Origin of the sequence: Microbacterium koreense (assembly GCF_042677105.1) — a bacterium.
GTDB classification, from domain to species: Bacteria; Actinomycetota; Actinomycetes; order Actinomycetales; family Microbacteriaceae; genus Microbacterium; species Microbacterium koreense.
In genome coordinates this window covers 2,254,591-2,281,441 of record NZ_JBHTIM010000001.1, presented here as the reverse complement: position 1 = coordinate 2,281,441, position 26,851 = coordinate 2,254,591, and the positions used below count along the sequence as shown (strand labels likewise).

At 66.5% G+C, this 26,851-nt stretch carries 27 protein-coding genes; 20 read left to right on the top strand and 7 right to left on the bottom strand.

All coding sequences use genetic code 11. The features are described 5' to 3' along the window. The first annotated feature begins 36 nt into the window (after window positions 1–36). The 11 genes from ACFQZV_RS10715 to ACFQZV_RS10665 all read left to right on the top strand — a co-directional run bounded on the left by ACFQZV_RS10715 (window position 37) and on the right by ACFQZV_RS10665 (window position 11,574). Window positions 37–741, top strand: a complete 705-nt coding sequence (locus ACFQZV_RS10715) for a YggS family pyridoxal phosphate-dependent enzyme (protein ID WP_378749374.1) — start codon at window positions 37–39, stop codon at window positions 739–741. Window positions 742–772: 31 nt separating this feature from the next. Then, window positions 773–1,234, top strand: coding sequence for a cell division protein SepF (locus ACFQZV_RS10710; protein WP_378749372.1), 462 nt, complete (start codon window positions 773–775; stop codon window positions 1,232–1,234). Between the two features lie 2 nt (window positions 1,235–1,236). Continuing rightward, window positions 1,237–1,539, top strand: a complete 303-nt coding sequence (locus ACFQZV_RS10705; RefSeq protein ID WP_378749370.1) for a YggT family protein — start codon at window positions 1,237–1,239, stop codon at window positions 1,537–1,539. Between the two features lie 123 nt (window positions 1,540–1,662). Further along, entirely contained in the window at window positions 1,663–2,259 is a 597-nt protein-coding gene (locus tag ACFQZV_RS10700; RefSeq protein WP_378749368.1) for a DivIVA domain-containing protein, read from the top strand. Window positions 2,260–2,312: 53 nt separating this feature from the next. Further along, the gene (lspA, locus tag ACFQZV_RS10695; protein WP_378749722.1) at window positions 2,313–3,011 is read left to right on the top strand and encodes a signal peptidase II; all 699 of its coding nucleotides are present in this window, start codon (window positions 2,313–2,315) and stop codon (window positions 3,009–3,011) included. 1 nt (window position 3,012) lies between these two features. Further along, window positions 3,013–3,933 carry an RluA family pseudouridine synthase gene (locus tag ACFQZV_RS10690; protein WP_378749366.1) on the top strand — a complete coding sequence of 307 codons (921 nt, stop codon included), beginning with the start codon at window positions 3,013–3,015 and terminating at the stop codon, window positions 3,931–3,933. 240 nt (window positions 3,934–4,173) lie between these two features. After that, on the top strand, window positions 4,174–7,644 hold the full coding sequence (gene dnaE / locus ACFQZV_RS10685) for a DNA polymerase III subunit alpha (RefSeq protein WP_378749720.1): 3,471 nt from the start codon (window positions 4,174–4,176) through the stop codon (window positions 7,642–7,644). An 88-nt stretch (window positions 7,645–7,732) separates the two neighbouring features. Then, window positions 7,733–8,710, top strand: coding sequence for a hypothetical protein (locus ACFQZV_RS10680; protein ID WP_378749364.1), 978 nt, complete (start codon window positions 7,733–7,735; stop codon window positions 8,708–8,710). 19 nt (window positions 8,711–8,729) lie between these two features. Next, window positions 8,730–10,031, top strand: coding sequence for a histidinol dehydrogenase (gene hisD / locus ACFQZV_RS10675; RefSeq protein ID WP_378749362.1), 1,302 nt, complete (start codon window positions 8,730–8,732; stop codon window positions 10,029–10,031). Window positions 10,032–10,043: 12 nt separating this feature from the next. Further along, window positions 10,044–10,526: a transcriptional regulator NrdR gene (gene nrdR / locus ACFQZV_RS10670; protein WP_378749360.1), complete on the top strand. Its 483-nt coding sequence runs from the start codon at window positions 10,044–10,046 to the stop codon at window positions 10,524–10,526. A gap of 10 nt (window positions 10,527–10,536) precedes the next feature. After that, window positions 10,537–11,574 (top strand): quinone-dependent dihydroorotate dehydrogenase, encoded by a 1,038-nt coding sequence (locus ACFQZV_RS10665; protein ID WP_378749358.1) that lies wholly within the window; start codon window positions 10,537–10,539, stop codon window positions 11,572–11,574. On the opposite strand, the gene ACFQZV_RS10660 is transcribed toward ACFQZV_RS10665, so the two are convergent. Beyond that, on the bottom strand, window positions 11,549–12,118 hold the full coding sequence (locus ACFQZV_RS10660) for a DUF3043 domain-containing protein (RefSeq protein ID WP_378749356.1): 570 nt from the start codon (window positions 12,116–12,118) through the stop codon (window positions 11,549–11,551). The two genes, ACFQZV_RS10665 and ACFQZV_RS10660, sit on opposite strands and share 26 nt — an antisense overlap. A gap of 46 nt (window positions 12,119–12,164) precedes the next feature. On the opposite strand from ACFQZV_RS10660, the gene ACFQZV_RS10655 reads away from it, so the two are divergent. The 6 genes from ACFQZV_RS10655 to ACFQZV_RS10630 all read left to right on the top strand — a co-directional run bounded on the left by ACFQZV_RS10655 (window position 12,165) and on the right by ACFQZV_RS10630 (window position 18,091). Continuing rightward, entirely contained in the window at window positions 12,165–13,559 is a 1,395-nt protein-coding gene (locus ACFQZV_RS10655) for a dipeptidase (protein WP_378749354.1), read from the top strand. 97 nt (window positions 13,560–13,656) lie between these two features. Next, on the top strand, window positions 13,657–14,022 hold the full coding sequence (erpA, locus tag ACFQZV_RS10650; protein ID WP_378749352.1) for an iron-sulfur cluster insertion protein ErpA: 366 nt from the start codon (window positions 13,657–13,659) through the stop codon (window positions 14,020–14,022). 161 nt (window positions 14,023–14,183) lie between these two features. Further along, window positions 14,184–15,071: an aa3-type cytochrome oxidase subunit II gene (gene ctaC, locus ACFQZV_RS10645; protein WP_378749350.1), complete on the top strand. Its 888-nt coding sequence runs from the start codon at window positions 14,184–14,186 to the stop codon at window positions 15,069–15,071. 2 nt (window positions 15,072–15,073) lie between these two features. Beyond that, window positions 15,074–16,837 (top strand): aa3-type cytochrome oxidase subunit I, encoded by a 1,764-nt coding sequence (gene ctaD / locus ACFQZV_RS10640; protein ID WP_378749348.1) that lies wholly within the window; start codon window positions 15,074–15,076, stop codon window positions 16,835–16,837. Next, window positions 16,838–17,302 (top strand): cytochrome c oxidase subunit 4, encoded by a 465-nt coding sequence (locus ACFQZV_RS10635; RefSeq protein WP_378749346.1) that lies wholly within the window; start codon window positions 16,838–16,840, stop codon window positions 17,300–17,302. Window positions 17,303–17,305: 3 nt separating this feature from the next. Continuing rightward, on the top strand, window positions 17,306–18,091 hold the full coding sequence (locus ACFQZV_RS10630) for a PP2C family protein-serine/threonine phosphatase (RefSeq protein WP_378749344.1): 786 nt from the start codon (window positions 17,306–17,308) through the stop codon (window positions 18,089–18,091). Window positions 18,092–18,108: 17 nt separating this feature from the next. Here the strand turns inward: ACFQZV_RS10630 and ACFQZV_RS10625 are convergent, their stop codons facing one another. From ACFQZV_RS10625 to ctaE, 5 genes are all read right to left on the bottom strand, one after another. After that, window positions 18,109–18,516 carry a rhodanese-like domain-containing protein gene (locus tag ACFQZV_RS10625; protein WP_378749342.1) on the bottom strand — a complete coding sequence of 136 codons (408 nt, stop codon included), beginning with the start codon at window positions 18,514–18,516 and terminating at the stop codon, window positions 18,109–18,111. Window positions 18,517–18,649: 133 nt separating this feature from the next. After that, window positions 18,650–20,455, bottom strand: coding sequence for a cytochrome bc1 complex cytochrome b subunit (gene qcrB / locus ACFQZV_RS10620; protein WP_378749340.1), 1,806 nt, complete (start codon window positions 20,453–20,455; stop codon window positions 18,650–18,652). Beyond that, window positions 20,452–21,531 carry a cytochrome bc1 complex Rieske iron-sulfur subunit gene (qcrA, locus tag ACFQZV_RS10615; RefSeq protein ID WP_378749338.1) on the bottom strand — a complete coding sequence of 360 codons (1,080 nt, stop codon included), beginning with the start codon at window positions 21,529–21,531 and terminating at the stop codon, window positions 20,452–20,454. Before qcrA ends, qcrB begins: the two co-directional genes overlap by 4 nt. Before the next feature lie 40 nt (window positions 21,532–21,571). Continuing rightward, window positions 21,572–22,372, bottom strand: a complete 801-nt coding sequence (gene qcrC, locus ACFQZV_RS10610) for a cytochrome bc1 complex diheme cytochrome c subunit (RefSeq protein WP_378749336.1) — start codon at window positions 22,370–22,372, stop codon at window positions 21,572–21,574. A 21-nt stretch (window positions 22,373–22,393) separates the two neighbouring features. After that, window positions 22,394–23,035: an aa3-type cytochrome oxidase subunit III gene (gene ctaE, locus ACFQZV_RS10605; RefSeq protein ID WP_378749334.1), complete on the bottom strand. Its 642-nt coding sequence runs from the start codon at window positions 23,033–23,035 to the stop codon at window positions 22,394–22,396. A gap of 187 nt (window positions 23,036–23,222) precedes the next feature. Here ctaE and trpD point away from each other — a divergent pair, with 187 nt between their 5' ends. From trpD to ACFQZV_RS10590, 3 genes are read left to right on the top strand one after another with little or no spacing between them, the layout of a single operon-like run. Then, window positions 23,223–24,284, top strand: coding sequence for an anthranilate phosphoribosyltransferase (trpD, locus tag ACFQZV_RS10600; RefSeq protein ID WP_378749332.1), 1,062 nt, complete (start codon window positions 23,223–23,225; stop codon window positions 24,282–24,284). Between the two features lie 58 nt (window positions 24,285–24,342). Beyond that, on the top strand, window positions 24,343–24,846 hold the full coding sequence (locus ACFQZV_RS10595) for an aromatic ring-opening dioxygenase LigA (protein WP_378749330.1): 504 nt from the start codon (window positions 24,343–24,345) through the stop codon (window positions 24,844–24,846). A 34-nt stretch (window positions 24,847–24,880) separates the two neighbouring features. Beyond that, the gene (locus ACFQZV_RS10590; RefSeq protein ID WP_378749328.1) at window positions 24,881–25,876 is read left to right on the top strand and encodes a PHP domain-containing protein; all 996 of its coding nucleotides are present in this window, start codon (window positions 24,881–24,883) and stop codon (window positions 25,874–25,876) included. 27 nt (window positions 25,877–25,903) lie between these two features. Here ACFQZV_RS10590 and ACFQZV_RS10585 read toward each other — a convergent pair whose 3' ends face one another. Next, entirely contained in the window at window positions 25,904–26,845 is a 942-nt protein-coding gene (locus ACFQZV_RS10585; RefSeq protein ID WP_378749326.1) for a 5'-3' exonuclease, read from the bottom strand. Window positions 26,846–26,851: the final 6 nt, after the last annotated feature.

Here is a 26,851-nt window from a genome sequence, read left to right as displayed (position 1 = left end):
GCGTGCGCCGGGTGCAGCGGGCTCGACGAGGTGTCCATGCCGACGTCCGCTGACCCCGTCGCTGCGCTCCGCGACCGTTTGACGGCGGTAGACGGGCGTATCGCCGACGCCGCGCGTGCGGTCGGGCGGGCATCGTCCGATCTCACGCGCATCGTCGTGACCAAATTCCACCCCGCCGCTCTCGTGCGCGACCTCGCGTCGCTGGGCGTGGAGGATGTCGGAGAGAACCGTCAACAGGAACTCACCGCGAAGCACGGCGAGCTGCCCGACCTTGCCGTGACATGGCACTACATCGGTCAGTTGCAGACCAAGAAGGCGCGGGCCGTACGGTCAGCCGCATCCGTCGTTCACTCCGTCGATCGACAACGCGTCGCCGATGCCCTCGACGCAGCGGCGGGACCGGACTCGCCGGTGCTCGAGGTTCTGCTGCAGGTGAACATGACCGAAGACCCCGGGCGTGGTGGCGTCGCCCCAGCGGACATCCGCGCACTCGCCGAGCACACCGCCACGTGCGCGACACTCCGCGTCCGCGGTGTCATGGCGGTCGCACCCCTCGACGAAGCGCCCGCGTCGGCGTTCGAACGGCTCGCCCGATACAGCGAGCGCGTGCGCGCGGTCGTGCCGGACGCGTCCTGGATATCGGCGGGCATGACCGGCGACTTCGCCGAGGCGATCGCCGCGGGCGCGACACACCTGCGGATCGGTTCGGCAATCACGGGCCCGCGGCCCGAGCGCGGTTAGCCTCGGAAGAGACGAGCAAACGGAGGATGCGATGTCGAACCCACTGAAGAAGACGATGGTCTACCTCGGCCTTGCCGATGAAGAAGAAGTGTACGAAGAGCCGCAGCAGCAGCAGCGTACGCGAAGCAGCGAACCGACCGTGGAGAAGACCGCGCCCGTGACCCCCATCCATCGTCCCGCCGTCGTCCGTCAGCCATCGCCGGCAGCCGTGAGTGAGATCCTCACCGTCCACCCCAAGCAGTACCGCGACGCGCAGGTCATCGCCGAGAACTTCCGCGACGGTGTGCCGGTCATCATCAACCTCTCGCAGATGAGTGATGCCGATGCGCGGCGCCTGATCGACTTCGCGAGTGGACTGTCCCTCGGCCTCTACGGTCGAATCGAGCGAGTGACGAGCAAGGTATTCCTCCTCTCGCCCGAGAACGTCGCGGTCTCCGGCGACGGTGCGGTGGCGCAGGCCGACCCGGAGTCGGTGCCGTTCACGCAGCCCTGACCGTGGAGCTCGTCCGTCTCGCCGCGACGATCCTGAACGTCGCGCTCGTCCTTTACCTCATCGTGCTGCTCGCGCGACTCGTCCTCGAGTGGGTGCCGTTCTTCAACCGTGAGTGGCGCCCCAAGGGCGCCGGTCTCGTGGCCGCTGAAGTGGTCTATACCGTCACCGATCCGCCCATCCGACTCTTCCGACGACTCATCCCTCCGTTGCGGGTCGGCGGCATCGCGATCGACTTCGGATTCGCCCTGACGATGTTGCTGTGCTTCATCTTGCTCAGTGTCACGCGCGCCTTCATGCTTGCGTGACGCGGCGTGCCTGCGTGCGGCGGATGCCGCGACTATGCTTACCTGAACTCGGCTTACCCTCACGCGGGTCCGGGCCTGAATGAAAGATTGCCAGCGACCTGAGCGCTCGAAAGAGGAATCACCATGGCATTGACTCCTGATGACGTCGTCACCAAGCAGTTCCAGCATGTCCGTTTCAAGGAGGGGTTCGACCCCGACGAGGTCGATGACTTCCTCGATGAGATCGTCGTCGAGTGGCGCAAGACGATCGCCGAGAACGAAGAACTGAAGGCGAAGGTCGCAGCCCTCGAGGCGGGCGCCGCCGAAGCGCCGGCTGCCGAGACCCCCGCGGTCGAGGAAGAAGTGGTGGAGGTCGTCGAGGACGAGGCTCCCGCCGCCGCTGACGCCTCGGGTCCCTCCAGCGCCGCCACCGCCGGCATCATCGAACTCGCCCAGCGCCTGCACGACGAGCACGTGGCCGAAGGCGTCGCCCAGCGCGACAAGCTCATCTCCGAGGCTCAGGCGCAGGCCGCGAGCATCGTCTCGGATGCCGAGACGCGCGGACGCGAGGAGATGGCCCGGCTCGACCGCGAGCGTGTCTCGCTCGAGGGGCGGATCTCCGAACTCCAGCAGTTCGAGCGTGACTACCGCTCGCAACTGCGCAGCTACATCGAGGGCAAGCTTCGCGACCTCGAGACCACGGGCACCGCGTCGGGTGCGACGCCCGTGTCCAGCGTCTGAACTCGGCCTTGACGCGCCGATTCTCCCGTCCGGCGGCCGGCGCCACAGTCGCGATCCTTGCGACTCTGGTGCTGGCCGCTGACCAGTTCTCCAAGCATCTCGCGCTGGAGAACCTCCCGCTTCAGCAACAGGTTCCCGTCTTCGGCGACTTCCTGAGCTTCTACCTGGTCAAGAACCCCGGTGCGGCTTTCTCGCTCGGTGAAGGCGTCACGTGGATCTTCACGATCGCACTGGCCGCCGTGGCGGGGGTCATCGTCTGGCTCGCCGTCACGCGCGTCCGCTCGCGGCTGTGGGCGGTGGTCATGGGACTGCTCCTGGGCGGAGTGCTCGGCAACCTCACCGACCGGCTCTTTCGGGAGCCGGGGTTCCCCGTCGGGCATGTGATCGACTTCATCAACACGCCGTGGATGTGGTTCTTCCCCGGCATGTCGCCGGCGATCTACAACATCGCCGACATCTTCATCGTCGGTGACATGATTGCCGTCGCTTTGCTCGTACTCGTGGGGGTGCACATGGATGGAACGCGTGAGCCGCGCCGCGGTCGTGAGGAGGAATCCACGATCCTCGGCGAGGGCGACGAAACGCCGCCCGGTGGCGACGTCGCCGGCTTCGGTGACGAGTTCCCCGTCGCGAATCCGGACGCGGGCATCCCGCGGGACGAACGCGGACTGCCGCCGCTCTCGGAGGCCGAACAGCGCGCTGTCGAGCGAGAGGCCGACCGGGAGGCGGGCGGCGACCGCCGCGACGCCTGACATGCCCTCTCGTCTGCTTCCGGTCCCGGACGGACTCGACGGTGCCCGCGTCGATCAGGCCCTGGCCAAGATGCTCGGATTCTCGCGCACGTTCGCCGCGGAGGTCGCGGCCTCGGGCGGCGTCGTCGTCGACGGGCGCCCCCTGGCGAAGTCCGACCGGCTGACCGCCGGCCAGATGATCGACGTCACGTGGGTCGAGAAGCAGGAGCCGACGGTCGTCCCGCTCGCGGTGCCCGAGCTCGGGATCGTGCACGATGACGACGACATCGTCGTCATCGACAAGCCCACGGGTGTCGCCGCGCATCCCTCCCTCGGCTGGGAGGGCCCGACCGTGCTCGGAGCCCTCGCCGCGGCGGGATTCCGGATCGCCACGACCGGCGCGGCCGAGCGACAGGGAGTCGTGCACCGGCTCGATGTGGGCACGAGCGGCCTCATGGTCGTCGCCAAGTCGGAGCGGGCCTACACCGCACTCAAGCGCGCGTTCAAGGAACGCGAGGTCGACAAGATCTACCACGCCGTCGTGCAGGGACACCCGGACCCCCTCACGGGTACGATCGACGCCCCGATCGGGCGCCATCCGAATCACTCCTGGAAGTTCGCGGTGACCCCTGACGGCAAGGACTCGGTCACGCACTACGAGACGCTGGAGGCGTTCCCGGGAGCCTCGCTGCTGGAGATCCACCTCGAGACCGGGCGCACACATCAGATCCGTGTGCACATGGCCGCGCATCGGCATCCGTGTGTCGGGGACCCGCTCTACGGCGCAGACCCCACCCTGTCGGCTCGTCTGAACCTGACTCGTCAGTGGTTGCACGCGCACGAGCTGTCGTTCTCGCACCCTGCCACCGGTGAGTGGGTCACGTACGCCTCGACGTATCCGGCCGACCTTCAGGCGGCGTTGGACACCCTTCGCGCGGACTGACATCGGGCGGGCGTGTACGGCACCGGGTCTGGGCGACATCCCCATGGAGCCCTCGGGACCCGGCGCCGCATCTCGAATCTACGAAGCATCGCGGCGGGATCGGGGGCGAGAGGGGACAGTGCCGTACGTCGCGGGGGAATTGCCGTAGTCACCGCGCGCCGAGGATGTCCGAGGGGTTCGTAGACTCGAAGCGTGGCCTCTGATTCTTTCGTTCATCTGCACGTACACAGCGAGTATTCGATGCTCGACGGAGCGGCGAAGATCAACGCGATGACGCAGGCCGCGGCCGACTACGACATGCCGGCCATCGCCGTGACGGATCACGGCAACACCTTCGCCGCGTTCGAGTTCTACAACGCCGCCAAGGCGGCGGGGGTCAAGCCGATCATCGGCCTCGAGGCGTATGTGACCCCGGGAACCCACCGCACCGACAAATCCCGGGTGGCGTGGGGAACGCCCGAACAGAAGAGCGACGATGTCTCGGGCTCCGGGGCCTACACGCATATGACGATGTGGAGCCAGAGCACCGAGGGCATGCACAACCTCTTCCGGTTGAGCTCGCTGTCGAGCATGGAGGGGTACTACTTCAAGCCCCGCATGGACCGCGAGCTACTCGAGACGTACGGCAAGGGTCTCATCGCCACGACCGGTTGCCCCTCGGGCGAGGTGCAGACACGACTGCGGCTGGGGCAGTACGACGCGGCCCGCGCTGCGGCGGCAGAATTCCAGGACATCTTCGGCAAGGAGAACTACTTCGCCGAGATCATGGATCACGGCCTGGCGATCGAACGCCGCGTCATGAGCGACCTCCTGCGGCTGTCGAAAGACCTCGGCATCCCGCTCGTCGCGACGAACGACTCGCATTACACCCACCAACACGAAGCGGATGCCCACGCGGCACTCCTGTGCGTGCAATCGGGATCGACGATGGACGATCCGAACCGGTTCAAGTTCGACGGCGACGGCTACTACATCAAGACCGCGCAGGAGATGCGCCAGATCTTCAAGGATCACCCCGAGGCATGCGACAACACGTTGCTCATCGCCGAGCGCTGCGAGGTCGAGTTCAACACCTCGGCCAACTACATGCCGCGCTTCCCCGTGCCCGACGGTGAGACCGAGGACAGCTGGCTCATCAAAGAAGTCGAGGCCGGGCTTCACTACCGGTACCCCGATGGCATCCCCGACAAGGTGCGCAAACAGGCAGAGTACGAGACCGGGATCATCCTTCAGATGGGATTTCCGGGCTACTTCCTCGTCGTCGCCGACTTCATCAACTGGGCCAAGGACAACGGCATCCGCGTCGGTCCCGGTCGCGGATCGGGCGCAGGGTCGATGGTCGCCTACGCGATGCGCATCACCGACCTCGATCCGCTCGAGCACGGATTGATCTTCGAGCGCTTCCTCAACCCCGACCGTGTCTCGATGCCCGACTTCGACGTCGACTTCGACGACCGGCGACGCGGCGAGGTGATCGAGTACGTCACCGAGAAGTACGGGTCCGAACGCGTCGCGCAGATCGTGACCTACGGCACGATCAAGTCGAAGCAGGCGCTCAAGGATGCCGGCCGCGTGCTCGGGTTTCCCTTCAGCATGGGGGAGCGCCTGACCAAGGCGATGCCGCCCGCGGTGATGGGCAAGGACATGCCGCTCAGCGGCATGTACGACGACAAGCATCCGCGCTTCAAAGAAGCCAGCGAATTCCGCTCACTCATCGACACAGACCCCGAGGCGAAGACCGTCTTCGACCGAGCGATCGGGCTTGAAGGCCTCAAGCGCCAGTGGGGCGTGCACGCCGCCGGCGTCATCATGTCGAGCGAGCCGCTGCTCGACGTCATTCCGATCATGCGTCGCGAGCAGGACGGCCAGATCGTCACCCAGTTCGACTACCCGTCCTGTGAGGCTCTCGGTCTCATCAAGATGGACTTCTTGGGTCTGCGCAATCTGACGATCATCTCTGATGCGCTCGACAACATCCGGACGAACCGGGGCGAGGAAATCGACCTCGAACAGCTCACGCTCGACGACCGCGGCGCGTACGACCTGCTCACGCGTGGCGACACCCTGGGTGTCTTCCAGCTCGACGGCGGACCGATGCGATCCTTGCTGCGGCTGATGAAGCCCGACAACTTCGAAGACGTCTCCGCCGTCATCGCCCTGTACCGCCCGGGGCCCATGGGTGCGAACTCGCACATCAATTACGCCTTGCGAAAGAACGGACAGCAAGCGGTCACCCCGATCCATCCGGAGCTCGAGGAACCGTTGCGCGAGATCCTCGATATCAGCTACGGCCTGATCATCTATCAGGAGCAGGTGATGGCCATCGCGCAGAAGGTCGCGGGCTTCTCGCTGGGACAAGCAGATATCTTGCGGCGCGCGATGGGCAAGAAGAAGAAGTCCGAACTCGACAAACAGTACGAGGGATTCGCGGGCGGCATGAAGCAGCGCGGGTTCGGCGACGACGCCATCAAGGCGCTCTGGGACATCCTGCTGCCGTTCTCGGACTATGCGTTCAACAAAGCGCACTCGGCCGCCTACGGGGTCGTGTCGTACTGGACGGCGTATCTCAAGGCCCACTACCCGGCCGAGTACATGGCGGCGCTGCTGACGAGTGTCGGCGACTCCAAAGACAAGATGGCGGTGTACCTCAACGAGTGTCGCCGCATGGGAATCAAAGTCCTGCCGCCCGACGTCGGCGAATCGATCCGGTACTTCGCGGCCGTCGGCGACGACATCCGCTTCGGGCTGGGGGCTGTGCGCAACGTCGGTTCCAACGTCGTCGACGGCATCATGGGTGCACGCGCGGAAGGGGGGTACACGAGCTTCCACGACTTCCTCGCGAAGGTCCCCGTCCATGTCGCGAACAAACGCACCGTGGAATCGCTCATCAAGGCGGGCGCCTTCGATTCGCTCGGGGCCACACGCCGTGCGCTCATGGAGATTCATGAGGACGCCACCGAACAGGCCGTGCTCGACAAGCGTCGTGAAGCGAACGGCGAGGTCGGTTTCGACTTCGACAGCCTGTGGGGCGAGGACGAGCCGCAACAGGTCGCCAAAGTGCCCGAGCGCCCCGAATGGACCAAGAAGGACAAGCTCGCCTTCGAACGCGAGATGCTCGGCCTGTACGTGTCGGATCACCCGCTCGCCGGGCTTGAGATCCCCTTGGCGAAGCACGCTTCCATCAGCATCCACGACCTACTCGCCAGCGAAGAGCTCTCCGACGGTGACCAGGTGACCATCGCGGGCCTCATCACATCGGCCCAGCATCGCGTCGCGAAGCAGAGCGGCAACCCTTACGGCATGATCACCGTCGAAGACTTCAACGGCGAGATCACGGTCATGTTCATGGGCAAGACCTATACGGAGTTCCAGTCGATTCTGCAGGCAGACTCGATCATCGTCGTACGGGGGCGTGTGTCGCGTCGCGACGACGGTATGAACCTGCACGCGCAGTCGGCCTTCGTTCCCGACATGGGGGGCCTCGATGCCAGTGGACCGCTCGTGCTGCTCATGCCCGAGCATCGGGCGACAGAGAACCTCGTGGGTGAGCTGGCGCGCGTCCTGAACCGCCACGCCGGTGACACGGAGGTCACACTCCGCCTCCACAAAGGCGGAGTCGCGAAGGTGTTCGAGGTGCCGCATCCGGTCTCACTCTCGCCCGATCTCTTCGGAGACTTGAAGGGCCTGCTCGGGCCACAATGCCTCGGCTGATCCCGACCGTCACGCGCCTGACGTGTCGGCAGGACGCGGGTAGGATCGGGGGCGACGCACACGGGGGAACGTGACGGAAAGGACGAGCGTGACCGATCAGCAGGACCAGCCCTACGCCACCGACGGCGACGTCGTCGAGGAGGTCGAGGCCGTTGAGGAATCGACGTCGACCGATGAGGCACCCCAGTACGGCGTCGGGCCGTTCTCTGTGCGCGAGGTCGGACTCGCCGGAATCTGGCTCGTCGCCTTCGTCGTCTCGTTCTTCCCCGTCGGACTCGCCGTCGACCTCGCTTTCGGCAACCTCGTCTTCGGATTCGGCACCGTTTGGTCCTCCGGGCTCGGGTGGATCCTTCCGATCGGCCTGCCCACCGTCGCGGTCTTCCTTCTCGCTTTGCGACGTCTGTCGCCCGACGGCATCCGTCGCGTCGGCTCACTCGGAATCGACCAGTTCGCCTCGGTCGCGTTTTCGGTCGCCGCGCTGGTCTGGCTGCAACTGGTCTGGGAGACGGTCGCGGTCTCGATCGTCGGCGGCTTCTGGTTGCGCTCGTGGGTGATCTGGGTCGAGCTCGTGCTCATGCTCGCCGCGGTCGTCCTGACCGTCTTCGCCCCGCTCATCCCACCGTTCAAGGACGACTTCCACGGGCGACGCGAGATCGTCGCGCATCGCAATGCGCGCCCTGTCCGTGCCATCTCGCCGCGTCCCGCTCGTGAACCGCGCCCGGTCGTCGATGAACCGAGTGAGGAAAGCCCGCAGGGTGTCGAGGACGACGCGATGTCCACCACGACGATCGACGTGCACCCGGATCCGTACGCGCCCGCGCAGGCCCGCGACACCTACGAGCCGGTCGAGCTCCACGAGACGACTCCCGTCGTGCGTCATCAGGCGTTCTGGGCGCTCGTCCCCGAAGAACGAGACATCGTCGACGAGAACGGCATCGCGTTGTTCCGCATCGGTCCCACCGCGTGGGCGCTCGTGATCGAAGATCACGGAGAGCGGTTCGTCGTCCGCCACGAAGACGGCCGGGTCGGATACCTCCACGACGTGCAGGGTGTCACCCGCGGCTGAGGCGGGCGACGGTGACACGATGATCCGTACGATCGACCTCAGGGGGCGCGCCCTCACACCCGCCGAACTGCTCGCCGCGGTGCCGCGCGCCGCCGCTGCGCGCGACCAGGCCCTGCGGGCTGCATCCGAACTCGTCGCAGCCGTCGCCGAGAACGGCGAGAACGCCCTTCGCGAGCAGGCCGCGCGGTTCGACGGCGTATCCGACCATGACATCCGCGTGCCCGCCCAGCACCTGACCGCGGCCGTGGCCTCGCTCGACCCCGACGTGCGCAGCGCTTTGGAAGCGGCGATCACTCGCGTTCGCGCGGCGTCCGCTGCCCAGGTTCCGCCACCCGTCACGACCGAACTGGCCACGGGTGCGCGCGTGCACCAGCGGTGGCAACCGGTACGCCGGGTGGGGCTGTACGTGCCGGGTGGAAAGGCCGTTTATCCGTCGAGCGTCATCATGAACGTCGTGCCGGCTCAGGTCGCAGGCGTCGACGAGATCGCGATTTCCTCGCCGCCCCAGCGGGATCACGACGGGCGCGTACACCCCGTCATCCTCGCCGCGGCCGCGCTCCTGGGGGTCGAGGAGGTGTATGCGATGGGCGGCGCAGGGGCGATCGGGGCGCTGGCCCACGGCGTCACCACGCTTGATCTCGACCCCGTCGACGTCGTCACCGGCCCCGGAAACAACTTCGTCGCCGCGGCGAAGCGCGTCGTCGCCGGGCGTGTAGGGACCGATTCCGAAGCCGGAGCCACGGAGATCCTCGTCGTCGCGGACGACACGGCAGACCCGGACCTCGTCGCCGCGGACCTCGTCAGCCAGGCCGAGCACGATGAGCAGGCGTCGGCCGTGCTCGTTACGTGGTCGACACGGCTCGCAGACGCCGTCGTCGAGGCCGTCACGCAGCGCGCGACCGCCACTCGCCACGCGGACCGGGTGCAGGCGGCGTTGGACGGCCCGCAGTCGGCCGTCGTGCTCGTGGACGATCGTGAGACGGCCACGGCATTCAGCAACGCCTACGCGCCGGAGCACCTCGAGCTGCACCTGGACGACCCGAGGCCCGAAGAATTCGTCCACGCGGGAGCCGTCTTCGTCGGCCCACATACGCCCGTGAGTCTCGGCGACTACCTCGCCGGTTCCAACCACGTGCTTCCGACCGGGGGACAGGCGCGCTACGCATCAGGGCTCTCGGCGGCGACGTTCCTCCGACCGCAGCAGGTGATCGAGTACGACCGCGACGCGCTGGCAGAGGTGCGCGAGGCGATCGTGACGTTGGCCGACACCGAGCAGCTCCCCGCGCACGGCGAGGCGATCGAGGCACGCTTTCAGGCGTAGGCTGGGCCCGTCATGCACTGCCCGTTCTGCCGTCATTCCGACTCGCGCGTCATCGACTCGCGCACCAGCGACGACGGTCTGAGCATCCGTCGCCGCCGTCAATGCCCCGAATGCGGAGGGCGATTCACGACGGTCGAGACCTCCAGCCTCAGTGTCGTCAAGCGCTCGGGCGTCGTCGAGCCGTTCAGTCGCGAGAAGGTCATCGCGGGTGTCCGAAAGGCATGCCAGGGTCGACCGGTCACCGACGCCGATCTCGCCGTGCTCGCGCAGGACGTCGAAGAGGCGATCCGCCAGACCGGAGCGTCTCAGCTCGACGCCAACGAGATCGGGTTGGCGATCCTCGGGCCGCTGCGCGAACTCGACGAGGTCGCGTACCTGCGCTTCGCCAGTGTGTACCAGGCCTTCGACTCCCTCGAGGACTTCGAAGGCGCCATCGCCCAGCTGCGCACGGACCACCCCCGTGGTGGCACCGACGATGGGGGAGACGCCCGATAATCTGGAGGCGATGTACTCCCTCCTCTTTCGCGCCGTGCTGTCACGCATGGACCCTGAATCGGCTCACCACGCGGCGATGGCCGTCATCCGGGTGCTGGGCGCGTCACTGATCGCGTGGGCGCCCCGTGCCCTGACCGCGCCGGCGCCGTCGCTGCGCACCACGGCACTCGGGCTTGTGTTCGAATCACCCTTCGGTGTCGCGGCCGGGTTCGACAAGGATGTCCGCGGCGCCCGGGGCCTGTGGGCGCTCGGGTTCGGACACGTCGAGGTCGGGACGATCACCGCCATCCCGCAGGACGGCAATCCGCGTCCCCGGCTGTTCCGGCTGATTCCCGATCGTGCCGTGGTCAACCGGATGGGGTTCAACAACGGCGGGGCCGAGGCTGCAGCATCCCGCCTTGAGAAACTGCGGCAGCGCCGACGTCGGCCGATCGTCGGGGTGAACATCGGCAAGAGCCGTGTCGTCGACGTGGAGCACGCGACGGACGACTACGTGCGCAGCACGACCTTGCTCGCCCCGCTCGCCGACTACCTGGTCGTGAATGTGTCGTCACCCAACACGCCGGGGCTCCGTGGACTGCAGGCGGTCGAGACGCTGCGCCCACTGCTCGATGCGGTGCGAGAGGCGGCCGGGCGTACCCCGCTGTTGGTGAAGATCGCTCCCGACTTGCCCGATGACGAGATCGAGGCGATCGCGCGCCTCGCCGTCGAGGCCGGGCTTGCGGGCATCATCGCGACGAACACGACGATCTCGCGCGAGGGTCTGGTGACCGATCACACGGTCGTCGAGGCGGCGGGGGCCGGCGGCTTGTCGGGCGCGCCCCTCAAACCACGCGCGCTCGAGGTTCTGCGCCGCGTGCGCGCAGTGGTCCCCGAGGACTTCTGCGTCGTGTCCGTCGGTGGGGTCGACACTGCCGACGACGTCCGGGAACGGCTGGACGCCGGTGCGACCCTCGTGCAGGGCTACACCGCGTTCCTTTATCGAGGACCCCTGTGGGCGCGGCAGATCAACCGGGGGCTGCTCACGCGGGCTTCTGGCCGCGCTTGACCTGCGGTTTCGGCAGGCGGAGGAACCGCATCTGGATGGTCCGCATCGCGGCGTACCACCCGAGGCCCTTCTCGGTGTTGGCGCCCCATTTCTCGCGCGCCATCTTCTTCACCCGGTTCGACAGCAGGATCATGTCGCCGATGACGAAGAAGATGAACACCCAGAGTGCGACGAACGAGTAGAACTGCACGCCGTACACGGGAACGAACGTGGCGATGATGACCAGCACCATCGCGGGCATGACCGCCTCGCCGATGCTCCATCGGGCGTCGACCCAGTCCCGGACCCAGCGGCGCTGCGGCCCCTTGTCGCGCGCGGTGAGGTAACGGTCATCGCCGGCGGCCATGCCGACGCGGGCCTTCTCGCGCTGCGCGGCCATCTCGGCACGGGCGCGCGCCTTGGCCTCCTTCGTGTTTGCAACGAGCGGCCGTTTGCGTGCGGCTTCCTGCTCGGCCCGGCTCGGCGTCGCTCGCCCCTTTCCGACCGTCGATTCGGTCTCGCTGGGAGCGTCTTTCGGTGCCGGAGCGGCGGGTGTGTGAGCCACGGTGATCCTCGAAACTGCGGAAACGGGTGCCCTTAAGATTACCCGCATGAGTTCAGAGTCTCTCCGTGATGTCCAGGTGCGAGATGCCGCAACCGCTGCCGTGCCCGCCGCGCTGGCAGATCTGGGTGCCCTCGTGCGCATCCCCTCCGTCGCCTTCCCGGGGTTCGATCCCGCTGAAGTGGGACGCAGCGCGCGGGCTGTCGCCGACCTGGCGGAGGGCCTGGGGATCTTCGACCGGGTCGAGATCCGTGACGCGGCGGTTCCCGGGACCGACGAACGTGGGATGCCGGCGGTCCTCGCCACGCGTGCGGCCCGAAATGGACGGCCGACGATCCTGCTCTACGCGCACCACGACGTCCAGCCCGTCGGTGACGAGTCACTGTGGGACTCGTCACCATTCGAGCCCACCGTTCGCGACGGACGCCTCTACGGGCGCGGAGCCGCGGACGACAAGGCGGGCGTGATGGTGCACATCGGTGCACTGCGTGCGCTCTCCGAAGTGCTCGGAACCGATTTCGACCTGGGCGTCGCGCTGTTCATCGAGGGCGAGGAGGAGGCAGGCTCCCGCTCGTTCGCGACGTTCCTGTCCGACAACGCCGACGCGCTCAGGGCCGATGTCATCGTGGTCGCGGACTCGGGCAACTGGGACGCGCGCACACCGGCGGTGACGGTCTCGCTGCGGGGAAACGTGCGTTTCACGCTGACCGTGCGCACCCTGGACCACGCCTCGCATTCGGGCATGTTCGGCGGGGCTGTGCCCGACGCCATGATGGCGACGGTGCGGTTGCTGTCGACGCTGTGGACCGAAGACGGCTCCGTCGCCGTCGAAGGCCTCACGGAGCGTGAGGCGCCGACACCCGAGTACTCCGAGGCGACGTTGCGCGACGAGGCGGGGTTGCCGGACGGCGTCAGCCCGATCGGTGACGGCACGATCCTCAGCCGCATCTGGAACAAGGCCTCCCTCACCGTGACAGGCATCGACGCGCCCAGCGTCGTCAACGCCTCGAACACGCTCAGTCCCGAGGTGTCTGTGGTGATCAGTGCACGGATCGCGCCCGGGCAGGCCGCGGAGGATGCATACGCCGCCATCGAAGCGCATCTGCGGGCGCATGCTCCCTTCGGCGCAGAGTTGTCGTTCGCTGACGTCGACTTCGGCGACGGCTTCCTCGTCGACACCAGCGGCTGGGCCGTCGCGGCGGCACGCGAGGCGCTCGGTGACGGGTACGGGGTGGAGCCGGTCGATCTCGGCGTCGGCGGTTCGATCCCCTTCATCGCCGATCTCGTGCGCGAGTTCCCCGCCGCCCAGATTCTCGTCACGGGCGTGGAAGACCCGCACGCGCGGGCGCACAGCCCCAATGAGTCCTTGCACCTCGAGACCTTCCGCAACGCCCTCGTCTCTGAGGCGCTCCTGCTGGAGAAGCTGGACGCGCGCACCGCGTAGCCCGTTCGGATGCCCCGAAACGCCGCGCAGCGGCGCCCGCCACGCGCAGGCGGCGTAGAATCGGGGCATCCGATCACCTCGTTCTTCGGGAGGAACCATGACCGACACCGCCCTGTCGCCCGACCAGGCCGCGCCCACCCACGGTGTGCTGCTGACCGACGCTGCCGCGCTCAAGGTGAAGAACCTCCTCGAGCAGGAGGGGCGCGACGACCTGCGTCTGCGCGTCGCCGTACAGCCCGGTGGATGCAGTGGGCTCATCTACCAGCTCTACTTCGACGAGCGCTACCTCGACGGCGACCAGACCGTCGACTTCGACGGCGTCGAGGTGATCGTCGACGACATGAGCGTCCCGTATCTCGATGGCGCCACGATCGACTTCAAGGACACGATCTCTGAGCAGGGGTTCACGATCGACAACCCCAACGCCGCCGGAAGCTGCGCGTGTGGAGACAGCTTCCACTGATCGGAACGGCTTTTTTCCAGGGTCCGACTGCTCTCGCGAGCGGTCGGGCCCTGTGTGTTTCGTGTGCGCCACGCGACGCTCGGCTGTGCGGATGGCCAGAATCGCCTGGACGGTTGCCCTAGACTGGCTGGAGTTACATCCGCGACCCGGAAAGGTGCACCGTGCCCTCGAAACGCCGCCTCCGCTGGGCCGTTCTTCCCGTGGGGATCGCAACGGCTGCCGTCTTGGCCGGTTGCACCCCGACAGAGCTCAATGGGTATCTCCCGGGCTTCGTCGAGGACGGCCCCGCTGCGACGAACCACACCGAAATGGTCTCGGGTCTGTGGGTCAACTCGTGGATCGTCCTCCTCGCCGTCGGCGTGATCACCTGGGCGCTCATGGGGTGGGCGGCGATCGTCTACCGTCGCCGTCGCGGCCAGACCGGACTCCCGGTGCAGTTGCGGTACAACATGCCGATCGAGATCTTCTACACGATCGTGCCGCTGATCCTCGTGATCGGATTCTTCGCCTTCACCGCCCGCGACCAGACCATCCTCGAGACGCAGACCGAGGACCCCGACGTCGAGATCGTCGCCATCGGAAAGCAGTGGGCGTGGGATTTCCAGTACGACGGTGACACCGAAGAGGACACCGTCTGGACGATGGGCGTCCAGGCCCAGACCGACGAGGCCGGCAACATCATCAACGAGATCCCGACACTCGTGCTGCCGGTGGACCAGAGCGTGAAGATCAAGCTTCAGTCGCGCGATGTGATCCACTCGTTCTGGATCATCGACTTCCTGTACAAGAAGGACATGTACATCGGCAAGGACAACTACTGGTCCTTCACGCCGACCCGAGAGGGCGTCTACGCCGGAAAATGCGCCGAGTTGTGCGGTGAGTACCACTCGATGATGCTCTTCAACGTCGAGGTCGTCAGCGAGGCCGAGTACGAGGATTACCTCAGCTCGTTGCGCGCGGCGGGACAGACCGGCGACATCAACGACGAGTACGACCGACTGCAGAACCTGCCCGGCACGGGCGGAAACGCCACCGAGGAAGAGCACTGATCATGGCGACGACACTTCCGCTGAACGAACCGAACTCCGGCCGTCCGACGACACTGCCGCCGCGGCAGGCTGCGCTCCTCAGCTCGACCCGCGTCGAGCAGAAGGGCAACATCGTCGTCAAGTGGATCACCTCCACCGACCACAAGACGATCGGCTACATGTACCTGATCGCCTCGGTGATCTTCTTCATGCTCGGCGGCGTGATGGCTCTCATCATCCGTGCGGAGCTGTTCGAGCCGGGCATGCAGATCATCCCGACCAAAGAGCAGTACAACCAGCTCTTCACGATGCACGGCACGATCATGCTCCTCATGTTCGCCACGCCGTTGTTCGCCGGCTTCGCCAACGCCATCCTGCCGTTGCAGATCGGTGCACCCGACGTCGCCTTCCCGCGACTGAACGCGTTCGCCTTCTGGCTGTTCCTCTTCGGCTCGACGATCGCCGTCGCCGGCTTCCTGACACCCCAGGGCGCCGCATCGTTCGGCTGGTTCGCCTATCAACCTCTGGCGAGCGTGACCTTCTCACCCGGTGTGGGCGGAAACCTCTGGATGCTCGGACTCGGCATCAGCGGTTTCGGGACGATCCTCGGTGCGGTGAACTTCATCACGACGATCATCACGATGCGTGCACCCGGCATGACGATGTGGCGCATGCCGATCTTCTCGTGGAACACCCTGGTCACCAGCATCCTGATCCTGATGGCCTTCCCGGTGCTCGCCGCCGCGATCTTCGCCGCCGCCGCAGACCGCGTGCTCGGCGCGCACGTCTACGACCCGCAGAACGGTGGGGTGCTCCTGTGGCAGCACCTCTTCTGGTTCTTCGGTCACCCCGAGGTCTACATCATCGCTTTGCCGTTCTTCGGCATCGTCTCGGAGATCTTGCCGGTCTTCAGCCGCAAGCCGATCTTCGGCTACAAGACGCTCGTCTACGCCACGATCGCGATCGCGGCGCTCTCCGTCGCGGTCTGGGCCCACCACATGTACGTCACCGGCGCGGTGCTACTACCGTTCTTCGCCCTCATGACGATGCTGATCGCCGTTCCAACGGGCGTGAAGATCTTCAACTGGATCGGAACGATGTGGCGAGGGTCGGTGACCTTCGAGACACCGATGGTGTTCTCGCTCGGCTTCCTCGTGTCGTTCGTCTTCGGTGGGCTCACCGGTGTGATTCTCGCGTCCCCGCCGCTGGACTTCCACCTCTCGGACTCGTACTTCGTCGTCGCGCACTTCCACTACGTCGTCTTCGGAACCGTCGTGTTCGCGATGTTCGCCGGCTTCTACTTCTGGTGGCCGAAGTGGACGGGGCGCATGCTCAACGAGCGCCTCGGCATGGTGCACTTCTGGCTCCTGTTCATCGGATTCCACATGACGTTCCTCATCCAGCACTGGCTGGGTGTCGACGGCATGGTCCGTCGCTACGCCGACTACTCGGCTGCCGACAATTGGACGTGGCAGAACCAGGTGTCCACGATCGGGGCGATCATCCTCGGTGCCTCCATGATCCCCTTCCTGTTCAACGTGTGGATCACGTCGCGCAAGGCGCCGAAGGTCACGGTCAACGACCCGTGGGGCTACGGTGGATCGCTCGAATGGGCGACCTCCTGCCCGCCGCCGCGGCACAACTTCACGTCGATCCCGCGCATCCGCAGCGAGCGTCCGGCGTTCGATCTCAACCACCCCGAGGCCGGTATTCCGGTCGGTGTCGGACCGGCGAAGGACGCACCCGATGCGCCCGCCTACGACGCCGCCGAAGGGAAGGTGAAGTAAGTGCGTTCCAACACCGTCATCTGGTGGTTGCTGTCGGTCTTCTTCCTGGTCGTCGCGGCTCTCTACATCGGCTGGAACCTGATCGTCCACTGGGATCAGTACTCCGGCGCTGGCCAGTCGGCGTGGGAGACGATCACCCTGTCGATCGAGTGGGTGGGGTCAGTGGCACTGCTCTTCTCGGCGATCATGGCTGCGTTCATCGCGTTCTACGTCGGTCGGGTGCACAAAGCGCAGGGCGGCGAACTGCCCGAGGACGTGCTCACGGCTGACATCGACGACGGTGATCCAGAGATCGGCGAGTTCAGCCCGTGGTCGTGGTGGCCGATCGTGCTTGCGGCCTCCGCTGCCGTCGGCGTCCTCGGTCTTGCCGTCGGCGTGTGGATGTTCCCGATCGGGCTCGCGATCTTCGTCGTGGCGATCGTCGGCTGGGTCTACGAGTACTATCGCGGGTACTTCGCCCGCTGATCCATGGTCATCCGGCTCCGAGTCGCCGGCGCGTCTGACGTCGGTCCGCACCGCGCGGTGAATCAGGATGCCGCGTTCACGGCGTCCTGGGGAGCTGCCGTGGCGGACGGCGTGGGCGGCGGTCCCTCGGGCGACCTCGCCTCGGCGGCGCTCGTGCATCGTCTCGTCCCATCGGCAGGCATCCAGGTGACCGGCCCACGACTCGTCGAACGCCTTCGGGAAGCGAACTGGGACCTGCGCGCGCTTGTCGAACGGGACGCATCCCTGACGGGAATGGCGACGACCTTCACTGGGGTGTTCGTCTCCGAGGACGGCGGACTGCTCTTGGCTCACTCCGGGGACTCTCGGGCGTATCGGCTGCGCGATGGCGAGCTCGTTCGTCTGTCGCGCGACGACTCCTACGTGCAGGCTCTCGTCGACAACGGCGTGATCGCGCCGGAGGAGGCGCAGAACCATCCCAAGCGGAACATCATCACGGCGTCTTTCGGCGGGGCAGAGCGAGACCTTCCGGCGGTGTCGGCACTCGACGTGGCTCCGGGGGACAGACTTCTTCTATGCAGCGACGGCCTCACGGACTACGTGCCCGAGGCCGACGTGCTCACCCTCGTGCAGCGTGGCGGCGTGGTGGAAGCGGCGCAGGCCCTGGTGAACCTTGCGATCGAGGCGAGCACGCGCGACAACGTCACCGCGATCGTCTGCGACATCGACGAGGGTGCCCCCGATGACGATGAGCCGATCTTCCTCGGTTCCGCCGCCGAACGCTTCAACGAGTCGCTCGAGAGCGCCTGAGCGCGATCACGCGGCGCTCACGGGCGAACGACCATGACCTGCGGGTCGAAGACACGGGGCAGAGGTCCGTCGTCGTTCTCGGTGGGTTGCCCCTCGCGCACCCAGTACTCGTAGCCGCCGATCATCTCCCGCACGCGGTAGCCGAGCCGGGCGAACTCGAGCGCGCCCTTTGCGCCGGCGTTGCAGCCGGGGCTCCAGCAGTACACGACGACCTCGGCATCTGCCGGGACGTCCGTGCGCGCTCGTTCCGCGATCTCCGCGTAGGGGAGGTGCCGCGCGCCGGTGATCCGCCCCTGTGCCCAAGCCTCGTGGCCGCGCACGTCGACGAGCACGACGTCCTGCCCGGCGCGCTGCGCGGCATACACGTCTGAGGGATCGGTTTCGTGCGCGAGTTTGGTGGAGTAGTGGGTCACGGCATCCGTCATGGCTTCAGGCTACGGACGCTGCCCGCGCTCTACGAGCGCGGCGGCGGACACGGGGCGTGGCATTCCTGCCATCGAACGACGAATGTCCCGAGGCGCAGGGCGCGCATCGGGACATCCATCGTCTGGGTTGCGGTCAGTCCTTGTCGGACTTCTTCTCCGCATCCTCATCGGGAACGATCACGTTCGAGGGGCGGACCGCCGTTTCGGTGTTGTGTCCGTCGTCGAGGGGCACGTGCGGAGCGTCGGGGACGCCCGCACGCTCGTGTGCGCCCTGGATCTCGGCATCCTCTTCTTCGGCGATGTGCTCGAGCTCGTGGTGTTGGTGGGCGATGGCCGCATCCACCTCGGTCTGCGTGACCGGGGTGAGGCGGTCCTCGAAGAACCACCGCGAGATGCCCGCACGGAGGTTCTCGTGCCAGGGAATACGGCCCTTGGCGTTGGGGCGGACGACGAGCGGCTCGTTGGTCTCGTAGTCGACGAGCTTGAAACGCTCGTACTCGTCCACGGGCTGGTGCACCTCGATGAACTCGCCGCCGGGAAGACGGACGATTCGCCCGGATTCGTATCCGTGCAGCGCGATCTCGCGGTCCTTCTTCTGAAGTGCGAGGCAGATGCGCTTCGTCACGAAGTAGGCGATGATCGGCCCGAGAATGAGCGCCGCCTGGAGCGAGTGGATGACGCCTTCCATCGTGAGCCAGAAGTGGGTCGCGATGAGGTCGGAGGATGCTGCAGCCCACAGGACGGCGTAGAACACGACACCGGCAGCACCGATCGCCGTGCGCGTCGCGGCGTTGCGCGGGCGCTGGGCGATGTGGTGCTCGCGCTTGTCGCCGGTGATCCATGCCTCGATGAAGGGGTAGATCAGGACCAGGACGATGAAGATCCCGATCACGGCCAGCGGCAAGAGGATGTTCCACGACCACGTGTGGTCGAGGAAGACCGACTCGAGGTGCGGAGGAACGAGGCGAAGCGCGCCGTCGGCGAAGCCGATGTACCAGTCGGGCTGCGTACCGGCCGACACCGGAGACGGATCGTAGGGCCCGTAGTTCCAGATCGGGTTGATCTGGAAGAGGGAAGCGATGAGGACGATCACGCCGAAGACGATGAAGAAGAACCCGCCCATCTTCGACATGTAGACCGGCATCATCGGGTAGCCCACGACGTTGTCGTTCGTGCGACCGGGGCCGGCGAACTGCGTGTGCTTGTTCACGATCATGAGCATGAGGTGCAGCGCCAGCAACGCCACGAGGATGGCGGGAAGCAAGAGGATGTGGAGCGCGTAGAGGCGTCCGACGATCTCGGTGCCCGGGAACTCGCCGCCGAACAGGAGGAACGACGTCCACGTGCCGATGAGCGGGATGCCCTTGATCATGCCGTCGATGATGCGCAGACCGTTGCCGGAGAGGACGTCGTCGGGGAGGGAGTATCCAGTGAAGCCCTCGGCCATCGCGAGGATGAAGAGGATGAAACCGATCACCCAGTTGAGCTCGCGCGGCTTGCGGAACGCTCCGGTGAAGAAAACGCGAAGCATGTGCACGCCGATACCGGCGACGAACACGAGAGCTGCCCAGTGATGGATCTGACGGACGAGCAGACCACCGCGGATGTCGAAGGAGATCTCGAGGGTAGATGCCATGGCGGCGGACATCTCGAGTCCGCGCATCGGCGCATACGCTCCGTAGTAGTGGACCTCGGCCATGGAGGCCTCGAAGAAGAACGTCAGGTACGTGCCTGACAGCAGCACGACGACGAAGCTCCACAGCGCGATCTCGCCGAGCATGAACGACCAGTGGTCGGGGAAGATCTTGCGTCCGAGTTCTTTGACCAGGCCCGAGAGGCTCGTGCGCTCATCGAGGTAGTTGGCGGTCGCTCCGACGAAACGACCACCGAGCGGCTTCTGCGCCGTCTCGGACTTCTCGGTGACGGTTGCGGTGCTCAATGGCGCTCCCAGAAGCTCGGGCCGACGGGTTCGGTGAAGTCGCTGCGTGCGACGAGGTAGCCCTCGTCGTCGACCATGATGGGCAGCTGCGGCAGGGGACGGGCGGCCGGGCCGAAGATGACCTTCGCCTGATCGGTCACGTCGAACTGCGACTGGTGGCAGGGGCACAGCAGGTGGTGGGTCTGCTGTTCGTAGAGGGCCACGGGGCATCCGACGTGCGTGCACACCTTCGAGTACGCGACGATGCCGTCGTACGACCAGTCGGCGCGCTCCTCGGTCTCGATGAGCTGCTCGGGGAGCAGGCGCATCAACAGGACGATCGCCTTGGCCTTCTCCTCGAGGTAGCCGTCGTGGTGCGACAGATCCTTGAGCGGCTCGGGGATCACCTGGAACGCCGACCCGAGCGTGACGTCCGCCGCGCGGATCGGCGTGCCTTCGGGGTCGCGGGCAAGACGCATGCCTTCTTCCCACATGGTGTGGCTCAGGAGGTAAGTCGGGTCACCGGCGTGTGGGTGGTCGGGGGAGTTGAACGGGGCCAGCGAACGGAAGAGCGTCACGCCGGGGATGACCGATGCCGCGAGTGCGGCGATCAGCGAGTTGCGGATCATCGCGCGACGGCCGAATCCGGACTCTTCGTTCGCCTCGCGCAGACCCTGGACGGCGCCCTCGCGGGTGGCGTCGCGCCCGCGGGTGGCGTGACGCGGCTCGATGAACTCCTTGTCGGACATGATCGCCTTGGACCAGTGCACGGCACCGATTCCGATTGCGAGCAACGCCAGCGCGATGCCGAGTCCGATGAAGAGGTTGTTGTGGCGGATGTCGATCATCCGACCGCTCTCGATCGGGAAGAGCATGTAGGCCGCGACGGCCCAGATCGATCCCGCGATCGACAGGTAGAAGAGCGTGTAGACCGTGCGGACGGCGCGCTTCATCGCGGCCGGATCCTTGTCGGTCACACGTTCACGGTGCGGCGGCAGACCCGGGTTCTTCACGGGGTCGCTGACTGCGACGGCGAGCCCGGGAGACGGCTTCCACGAAGCCCTCTCGTGCTCGAGCGCGTTGTCGTCGTTTGCCATGCTGCTTCCTTGTCCTTGCTGTGTCGTCATCACCGGTCGATCAGTTCGATTTCGCGGTGATCCATACCGTGATGGCGATCATTGCTCCGATGCCGAAGATCCAGATGAACAGGCCCTCGGACACAGGGCCGAGGCTCCCGAGCGTGAATCCGCCGACGGGCTCGCTCTCCTGCATGTAGAGAAGCGCCGAGATGATGTCGCGCTTGTCTTCAGCCGTGAGATTCATGTCGCTGAAGACGGGCATGTTCTGCGGACCCGTGACCATGGCGGCGTAGAGGTGCAGCGCGCTGACGTCGGTCAGCGGCGGTGCGTACTTGCCCTCGGTCAGGGCGCCACCGGCGCCGGCGACGTTGTGGCACATCGCGCAGTTGATGCGGAACAGTTCGGCACCGTGCGAGACGTCGCCGCCGCCGTCGAGGATCTCCTCGGCGGGGTACGTCGGGCCGGGAGCGGTGGTCTGCACCCACGCGGCGATCGCGCGGATCTGCTCGTCGGTGAACTGCGCCGGCTTCTGCGGAGCCTGGGGCCCCTGCATCTGCAGCGGCATGCGTCCGGTCGCCATCTGGAACTCGACCGCGAGCTCGCCGACGCCGTACAGCGCAGGGCCGTCGGGCGTGCCCTGCAGGTCGAGGCCGTGGCAGGTCGCGCAATTCGCCTGGAACAGCTTCTTGCCGTCTTCGACGGTGAGCGTCGAGGCCACCGCGGTGTCGTCGGTCGCAGCCATCGCTGCGGACGCTCCCGCGTAGATGCCGCCGGTGACGAGGAGGCCGACTCCGATGAGCGCCGCCGCGGCCCAGGGGCTACGGCGACCGTTCGAGCGGCGCGTCTTCTCTCGTGCCATGTGGGGGTTCAGCTCCGCTCTTTATCGCAGGAAGTAAATGACGAGGAACAGGGCGATCCACACCACGTCGACGAAGTGCCAGTAGTACGACACGACGATCGAGGAGGTCATCTCCTTGCGCCCGAAGTTCTTGACGGCGTACGCACGGCCGATGACGAGCAGGAACGCGATGAGCCCTCCGGTCACGTGCAGGGCATGGAAGCCGGTCGTGAGATAGAAGGCGGAGGCATAGGCATCAGCGCTGATCGGCATGCCCTCGGCGACGAGCGTCGCGTACTCCCACACCTGACCCGAGACGAAGATCGCGCCGAGCGCGAATGTCAGCCAGAACCATTCGACCATGCCCCATCCGAGCCAGCCGCGCTTCTTCGTCGAGTACGGCTGGAACCGCTCGGCCGCGAAGACGCCCATCTGGCACGTCACAGACGAGAGCACGAGGATGATCGTGTTGACGGTGGCGAAGGGGATGTTGAGCAACTCGGTGCGCTCCGCCCACAGTTCGGGGGAGGTGCTGCGCAGAGTGAAGTAAATCGCGAAGAGGCCCGCGAAGAACATCACCTCGCTGCCGAGCCACACGATGGTCCCGACAGCGACCGGGTCCGGGCGCTTCACGGACCGCATCGCCTGAGAGTAGGTCGCTGAGGTGGTCGTCACGCTCCCCATTATTGCTGAAATCCGAGCGGGATTTTCGCACCGACGGCCATGGATGAGCCCACATTGTGACTTAGGGATACCTAAGAACTCCCCGGGAGCCTTCCGAGAACGGGCTGAGTGTGTGCCCGATGGCGCACCGCAGACCGCGAGGACCCGCGGCACGCCGGGCGCTCACGGGTCGATAGGCTCTTCGACCATGGCGGATCTGCACACGTGGCCCGGAATCCTCACGAATCTTCTCGACGGACGCGACCTCAGCGTGTCGGAGTCGACCTGGGCCATGCGCCGCATCATGCGCGGCGATGCCACACCCTCGCAGATCGCGGGATTCTTGATCGCCCTGCGCGCGAAGGGAGAGACGGTCGACGAGATCGTCGGCTTCCGGGACGCGATCCTCGAGGCGGCGATGCCGCTTCCGGTCGACTCGGGTGTTCTGGACATCGTCGGAACCGGTGGCGACCGGTTCGGCACCGTCAACGTCTCGACGATGGCCGCCATCGTCGCCGCGGCCGCCGGTATCCCCGTCGTCAAGCACGGCAACCGCGCGGCGAGCTCTGCCTCGGGTTCGTCGGACGTGCTCTCGGCGCTCGGGGTGGAGCTGACGCTCACGCCCGAGGCGGTGGCCGAGACGCTGGAACGCGCGGGTATCGCGTTCGTCTTCGCCTCCGCGTTCCACCCCGGCTTCAGGCATGCGGCGGCGAGCCGGAGCGAGCTCGGCGTCCCGACGGTGTTCAACTTCCTCGGGCCGCTGTGCAATCCGGCCCGCGCGGAAGCGAATGCCGTCGGCGTCGCGCACATGGATCGCGTGCCGCTGATCACGGGGGTCTTCCGCACGCGGGGGGCGACGGCACTCGTCTTCCGGGGCGACGACGGGCTGGACGAACTCACGACCACGGGACACAGTCGGCTCTGGGAGGTCAGCCGCGGAGACATCCACGAGCACGACCTCGACCCGCGGGATCTCGGGATCCCACTCGCCGAGATCGATGACCTGCTCGGCGGCGACCCTGATCACAATGCCTCGGTCGTGCGCCGTGTCCTGGGCGGTGAGCAGGGTCCGGTGCGCGACATCGTGTTGCTGAACGCTGCTGCGGGCATCGTCGCCTATCGCCTGTTCCGCGATTCGGCGCAGGCGCAACGCCCGATCCTCGACCGGCTGGCAGAGGCGATGGAGGATGCGGCGGGCGCCGTCGACACGGGGGCTGCGTCGCGACGCCTGGATTCGTGGGTCGAAACCACGCGATCCCTTGTGGTCTGACCACATCCGACGCTAGCGTGGGAGCGCGCACATCCCCCACCTCGTCAAGGAGATCGACGTGAGCGACAACACGAGCACTTCTGAAACCGCGGCTGCAGTCGAGCCCCCTGCCCGAAAGCTCGGCGGTGTCAAGGCCGTCGGCATCCTCGGAATCCTCGCCGGCATCCTCTTGATCGTGGTCGGCATCGTGGTCTGGATCATGGTCTCGTCGCAGTTGCGCGCCGAGAACATCACAATCCCCGACGATGCGATCGCCTTCCAGGGTCAGACCGTCGAGGGCCCTTTCACCGCGTACGTCCAGGCCGACATCATCCAACACCACGCGCTCGAGGCCTCTGGTGGCAAGACCTACGCCGAACTGCCGATGGACGACCCGGTGCGTTCGACCATGATGAACGCCTCGTTCTTGCGTGCCTCGCTGTTCACGTCGGTCGTGTCGTTCGGCGTCGCGGTCTTCGCGATGGGGATGGGTGCCTTGTCGATCCTCTTCGGATGGGCACTCCACCGACTCGCATCAGCGCCGATTGTGATCAAGCGGTCGCGGTTCGTCGAGACGGCATAGTGGGTCCACTCTCGGCGAAGGGTGTCGTGCGGAGATGAACCCGCACGATGCCCTCGTCGAGATTGCGACGCTGCTCGAGAGGGAGCGAGCATCCCGCTACAAGTCGAAGGCGTTCCGTGCTGCGGCTGAGTCGATCGCGCAGCTGTCGGACGACGATCTGCGGGACGCCGGATCGCTCCGCCGTCGCAAGGGCATCGGTGACTCGACGTTCGCGGTCATCCGACAGGCGCTCGCGGGTGAGACGCCGGACTATCTGCGCGAACTGCGGGAGCGCGCCGGCGTCGAGCGCCCGTCGGCTTTGCGCGCGGCGCTCCGCGGCGACCTGCATTGTCACAGTGAGTGGTCGGACGGGCTGACATCGATCGAGTCGATGGCGGACGCGGGACGCGCCCTCGGCCACGAATACCTCGCGCTGACCGATCACTCTCCGCGGCTGCGCGTGGCCAACGGCCTTTCGCCCGCGCGACTGCGCGAGCAGGTGGAGGTGGTCAGAACGCTGAGCTACGGCGGGTTCACCCTGCTGACGGGCATCGAGGTCGACATCCTCGACGACGGTGCGCTCGACCAGGAATCCGACCTGCTCGCCGACCTCGACGTCGTCGTGGCCTCGGTGCACTCGAAGCTGCGAATGGAGCGCGGCCCGATGACGCGCCGCATCATCGCGGCAGTCTCACACCCGCACACCGACGTCCTCGGGCATGTGACCGGGAGGCTGGTCGAGGGCTCACGCGGGACGAGGCCGCCCTCGACCTTCGACGCGAGGGCGGTCTTCGACGCCTGCGCCGCCCACGGCGTTGCCGTAGAGATCAACTCGCGACCCGAGCGCCAGGACCCGCCTGACGAGTTGATCGCGATCGCGCTGGAGGCGGGATGCCTCTTCTCGATCGATTCGGATGCGCATGCCCCCGGTCAGCTGTCGTTGCTGGATCACGGCGCCGAGCGTGCGGAGCGCGCAGGAGTGCCGGCGGAGCGGATCGTCACGACCTGGACGCTCGATCGTTTGCGCGCGTGGACGACCCGTCGGCGCTGAGAGACGGGATCCGCGAGCGTCGACGGCTCAGTCGCGGGGGTCGCTCGCGTTGGCGGTGAGTGCGCCGAGAAGGCGGGTCATCGCGGATCCCAATCCCCACTGCTCGGCGACGGATTCGGCGCGATCGCGACATTCGGCGTCTGGGGCGTGCAGGTGCGCGTCGACGGCGGGGAGATCGAGGTTGCGGACGACTCCGACGACGGTCGGTGCGACGGCGAGGTAGTCCCGTCCTGCGTCGAGCTTGGCGCGTACCGACGCGGACATCCCCTCGCCGGCCTCGGCCGCAGCCAAGATGCCGGCGAGATCGCCGTGGGCCTTGAGCAGAGTCGCTGCGGTCTTCTCGCCGATGCCGGCGACCCCGGGGAGGCCGTCGGACGAGTCCCCGCGCATCGTCGCGAAGTCGGCGTACTGCGCCGGGAGGACGCCGTACTTGGCGACGACCGTCGCATCGGTCAGAACCTCGAGGTTGCTCATGCCGCGCGCCGTGTAGATGACGCGCACATCTCGCGCATCGTCGACGAGCTGGAAGAGATCACGATCGCCCGTGACGACATCCACCGGCATGGTGGCGTGTGTCGCGAGCGTGCCGATGACATCGTCGGCTTCGTGCTCCGCGGCGCCGACGATGGGGATGCCGACCGCAGCAAGCGCCTCTCGGATCACCGGCACTTGAACTTCGAGGGGATCGGGCACCTCTTCGACATCGGGACCAGACGCGACGACCTCTGCCACGCGGTGCGTCTTGTACGTCGGGATCAGGTCGACGCGCCACTGCGGGCGCCAATCGTCATCCCAACACGCGACGAGGTGGGTAGGTCGATACTGCGTGACCAGTTTCGCGATGATGTCGAGGAACCCGCGCACCGCGTTGACGGGTCGTCCGTCGGGAGCGTGGACGTTGTCGGGCACGCCGTAGAACGCGCGGAAGTACAGGGACGCGGAGTCGAGCAGCATCAATCGATCGGTCACGGCTTC

Excerpts from the sequence above, each read along its gene's own strand:
- hisD (WP_378749362.1), top strand. The coding sequence starts at position 8,730 with ATGATCCGTACGATCGACCTCAGGGGGCGCGCCCTCACACCCGCCGAA.
- ACFQZV_RS10590 (WP_378749328.1), top strand. The coding sequence starts at position 24,881 with ATGAACCCGCACGATGCCCTCGTCGAGATTGCGACGCTGCTCGAGAGG.
- ctaD (WP_378749348.1), top strand. The coding sequence starts at position 15,074 with ATGGCGACGACACTTCCGCTGAACGAACCGAACTCCGGCCGTCCGACG.
- nrdR (WP_378749360.1), top strand. The coding sequence starts at position 10,044 with ATGCACTGCCCGTTCTGCCGTCATTCCGACTCGCGCGTCATCGACTCG.
- trpD (WP_378749332.1), top strand. The coding sequence starts at position 23,223 with ATGGCGGATCTGCACACGTGGCCCGGAATCCTCACGAATCTTCTCGAC.
- qcrC (WP_378749336.1), bottom strand. The coding sequence starts at position 22,372 with ATGGCACGAGAGAAGACGCGCCGCTCGAACGGTCGCCGTAGCCCCTGG.
- ACFQZV_RS10655 (WP_378749354.1), top strand. The coding sequence starts at position 12,165 with ATGAGTTCAGAGTCTCTCCGTGATGTCCAGGTGCGAGATGCCGCAACC.
- ctaE (WP_378749334.1), bottom strand. The coding sequence starts at position 23,035 with ATGGGGAGCGTGACGACCACCTCAGCGACCTACTCTCAGGCGATGCGG.
- ACFQZV_RS10630 (WP_378749344.1), top strand. The coding sequence starts at position 17,306 with ATGGTCATCCGGCTCCGAGTCGCCGGCGCGTCTGACGTCGGTCCGCAC.
- ACFQZV_RS10625 (WP_378749342.1), bottom strand. The coding sequence starts at position 18,516 with ATGACGGATGCCGTGACCCACTACTCCACCAAACTCGCGCACGAAACC.
- qcrA (WP_378749338.1), bottom strand. The coding sequence starts at position 21,531 with ATGGCAAACGACGACAACGCGCTCGAGCACGAGAGGGCTTCGTGGAAG.
- ACFQZV_RS10710 (WP_378749372.1), top strand. The coding sequence starts at position 773 with ATGTCGAACCCACTGAAGAAGACGATGGTCTACCTCGGCCTTGCCGAT.
- ACFQZV_RS10700 (WP_378749368.1), top strand. The coding sequence starts at position 1,663 with ATGGCATTGACTCCTGATGACGTCGTCACCAAGCAGTTCCAGCATGTC.
- erpA (WP_378749352.1), top strand. The coding sequence starts at position 13,657 with ATGACCGACACCGCCCTGTCGCCCGACCAGGCCGCGCCCACCCACGGT.
- ACFQZV_RS10665 (WP_378749358.1), top strand. The coding sequence starts at position 10,537 with ATGTACTCCCTCCTCTTTCGCGCCGTGCTGTCACGCATGGACCCTGAA.
- ACFQZV_RS10690 (WP_378749366.1), top strand. The coding sequence starts at position 3,013 with ATGCCCTCTCGTCTGCTTCCGGTCCCGGACGGACTCGACGGTGCCCGC.
- ACFQZV_RS10715 (WP_378749374.1), top strand. The coding sequence starts at position 37 with ATGCCGACGTCCGCTGACCCCGTCGCTGCGCTCCGCGACCGTTTGACG.
- dnaE (WP_378749720.1), top strand. The coding sequence starts at position 4,174 with ATGCTCGACGGAGCGGCGAAGATCAACGCGATGACGCAGGCCGCGGCC.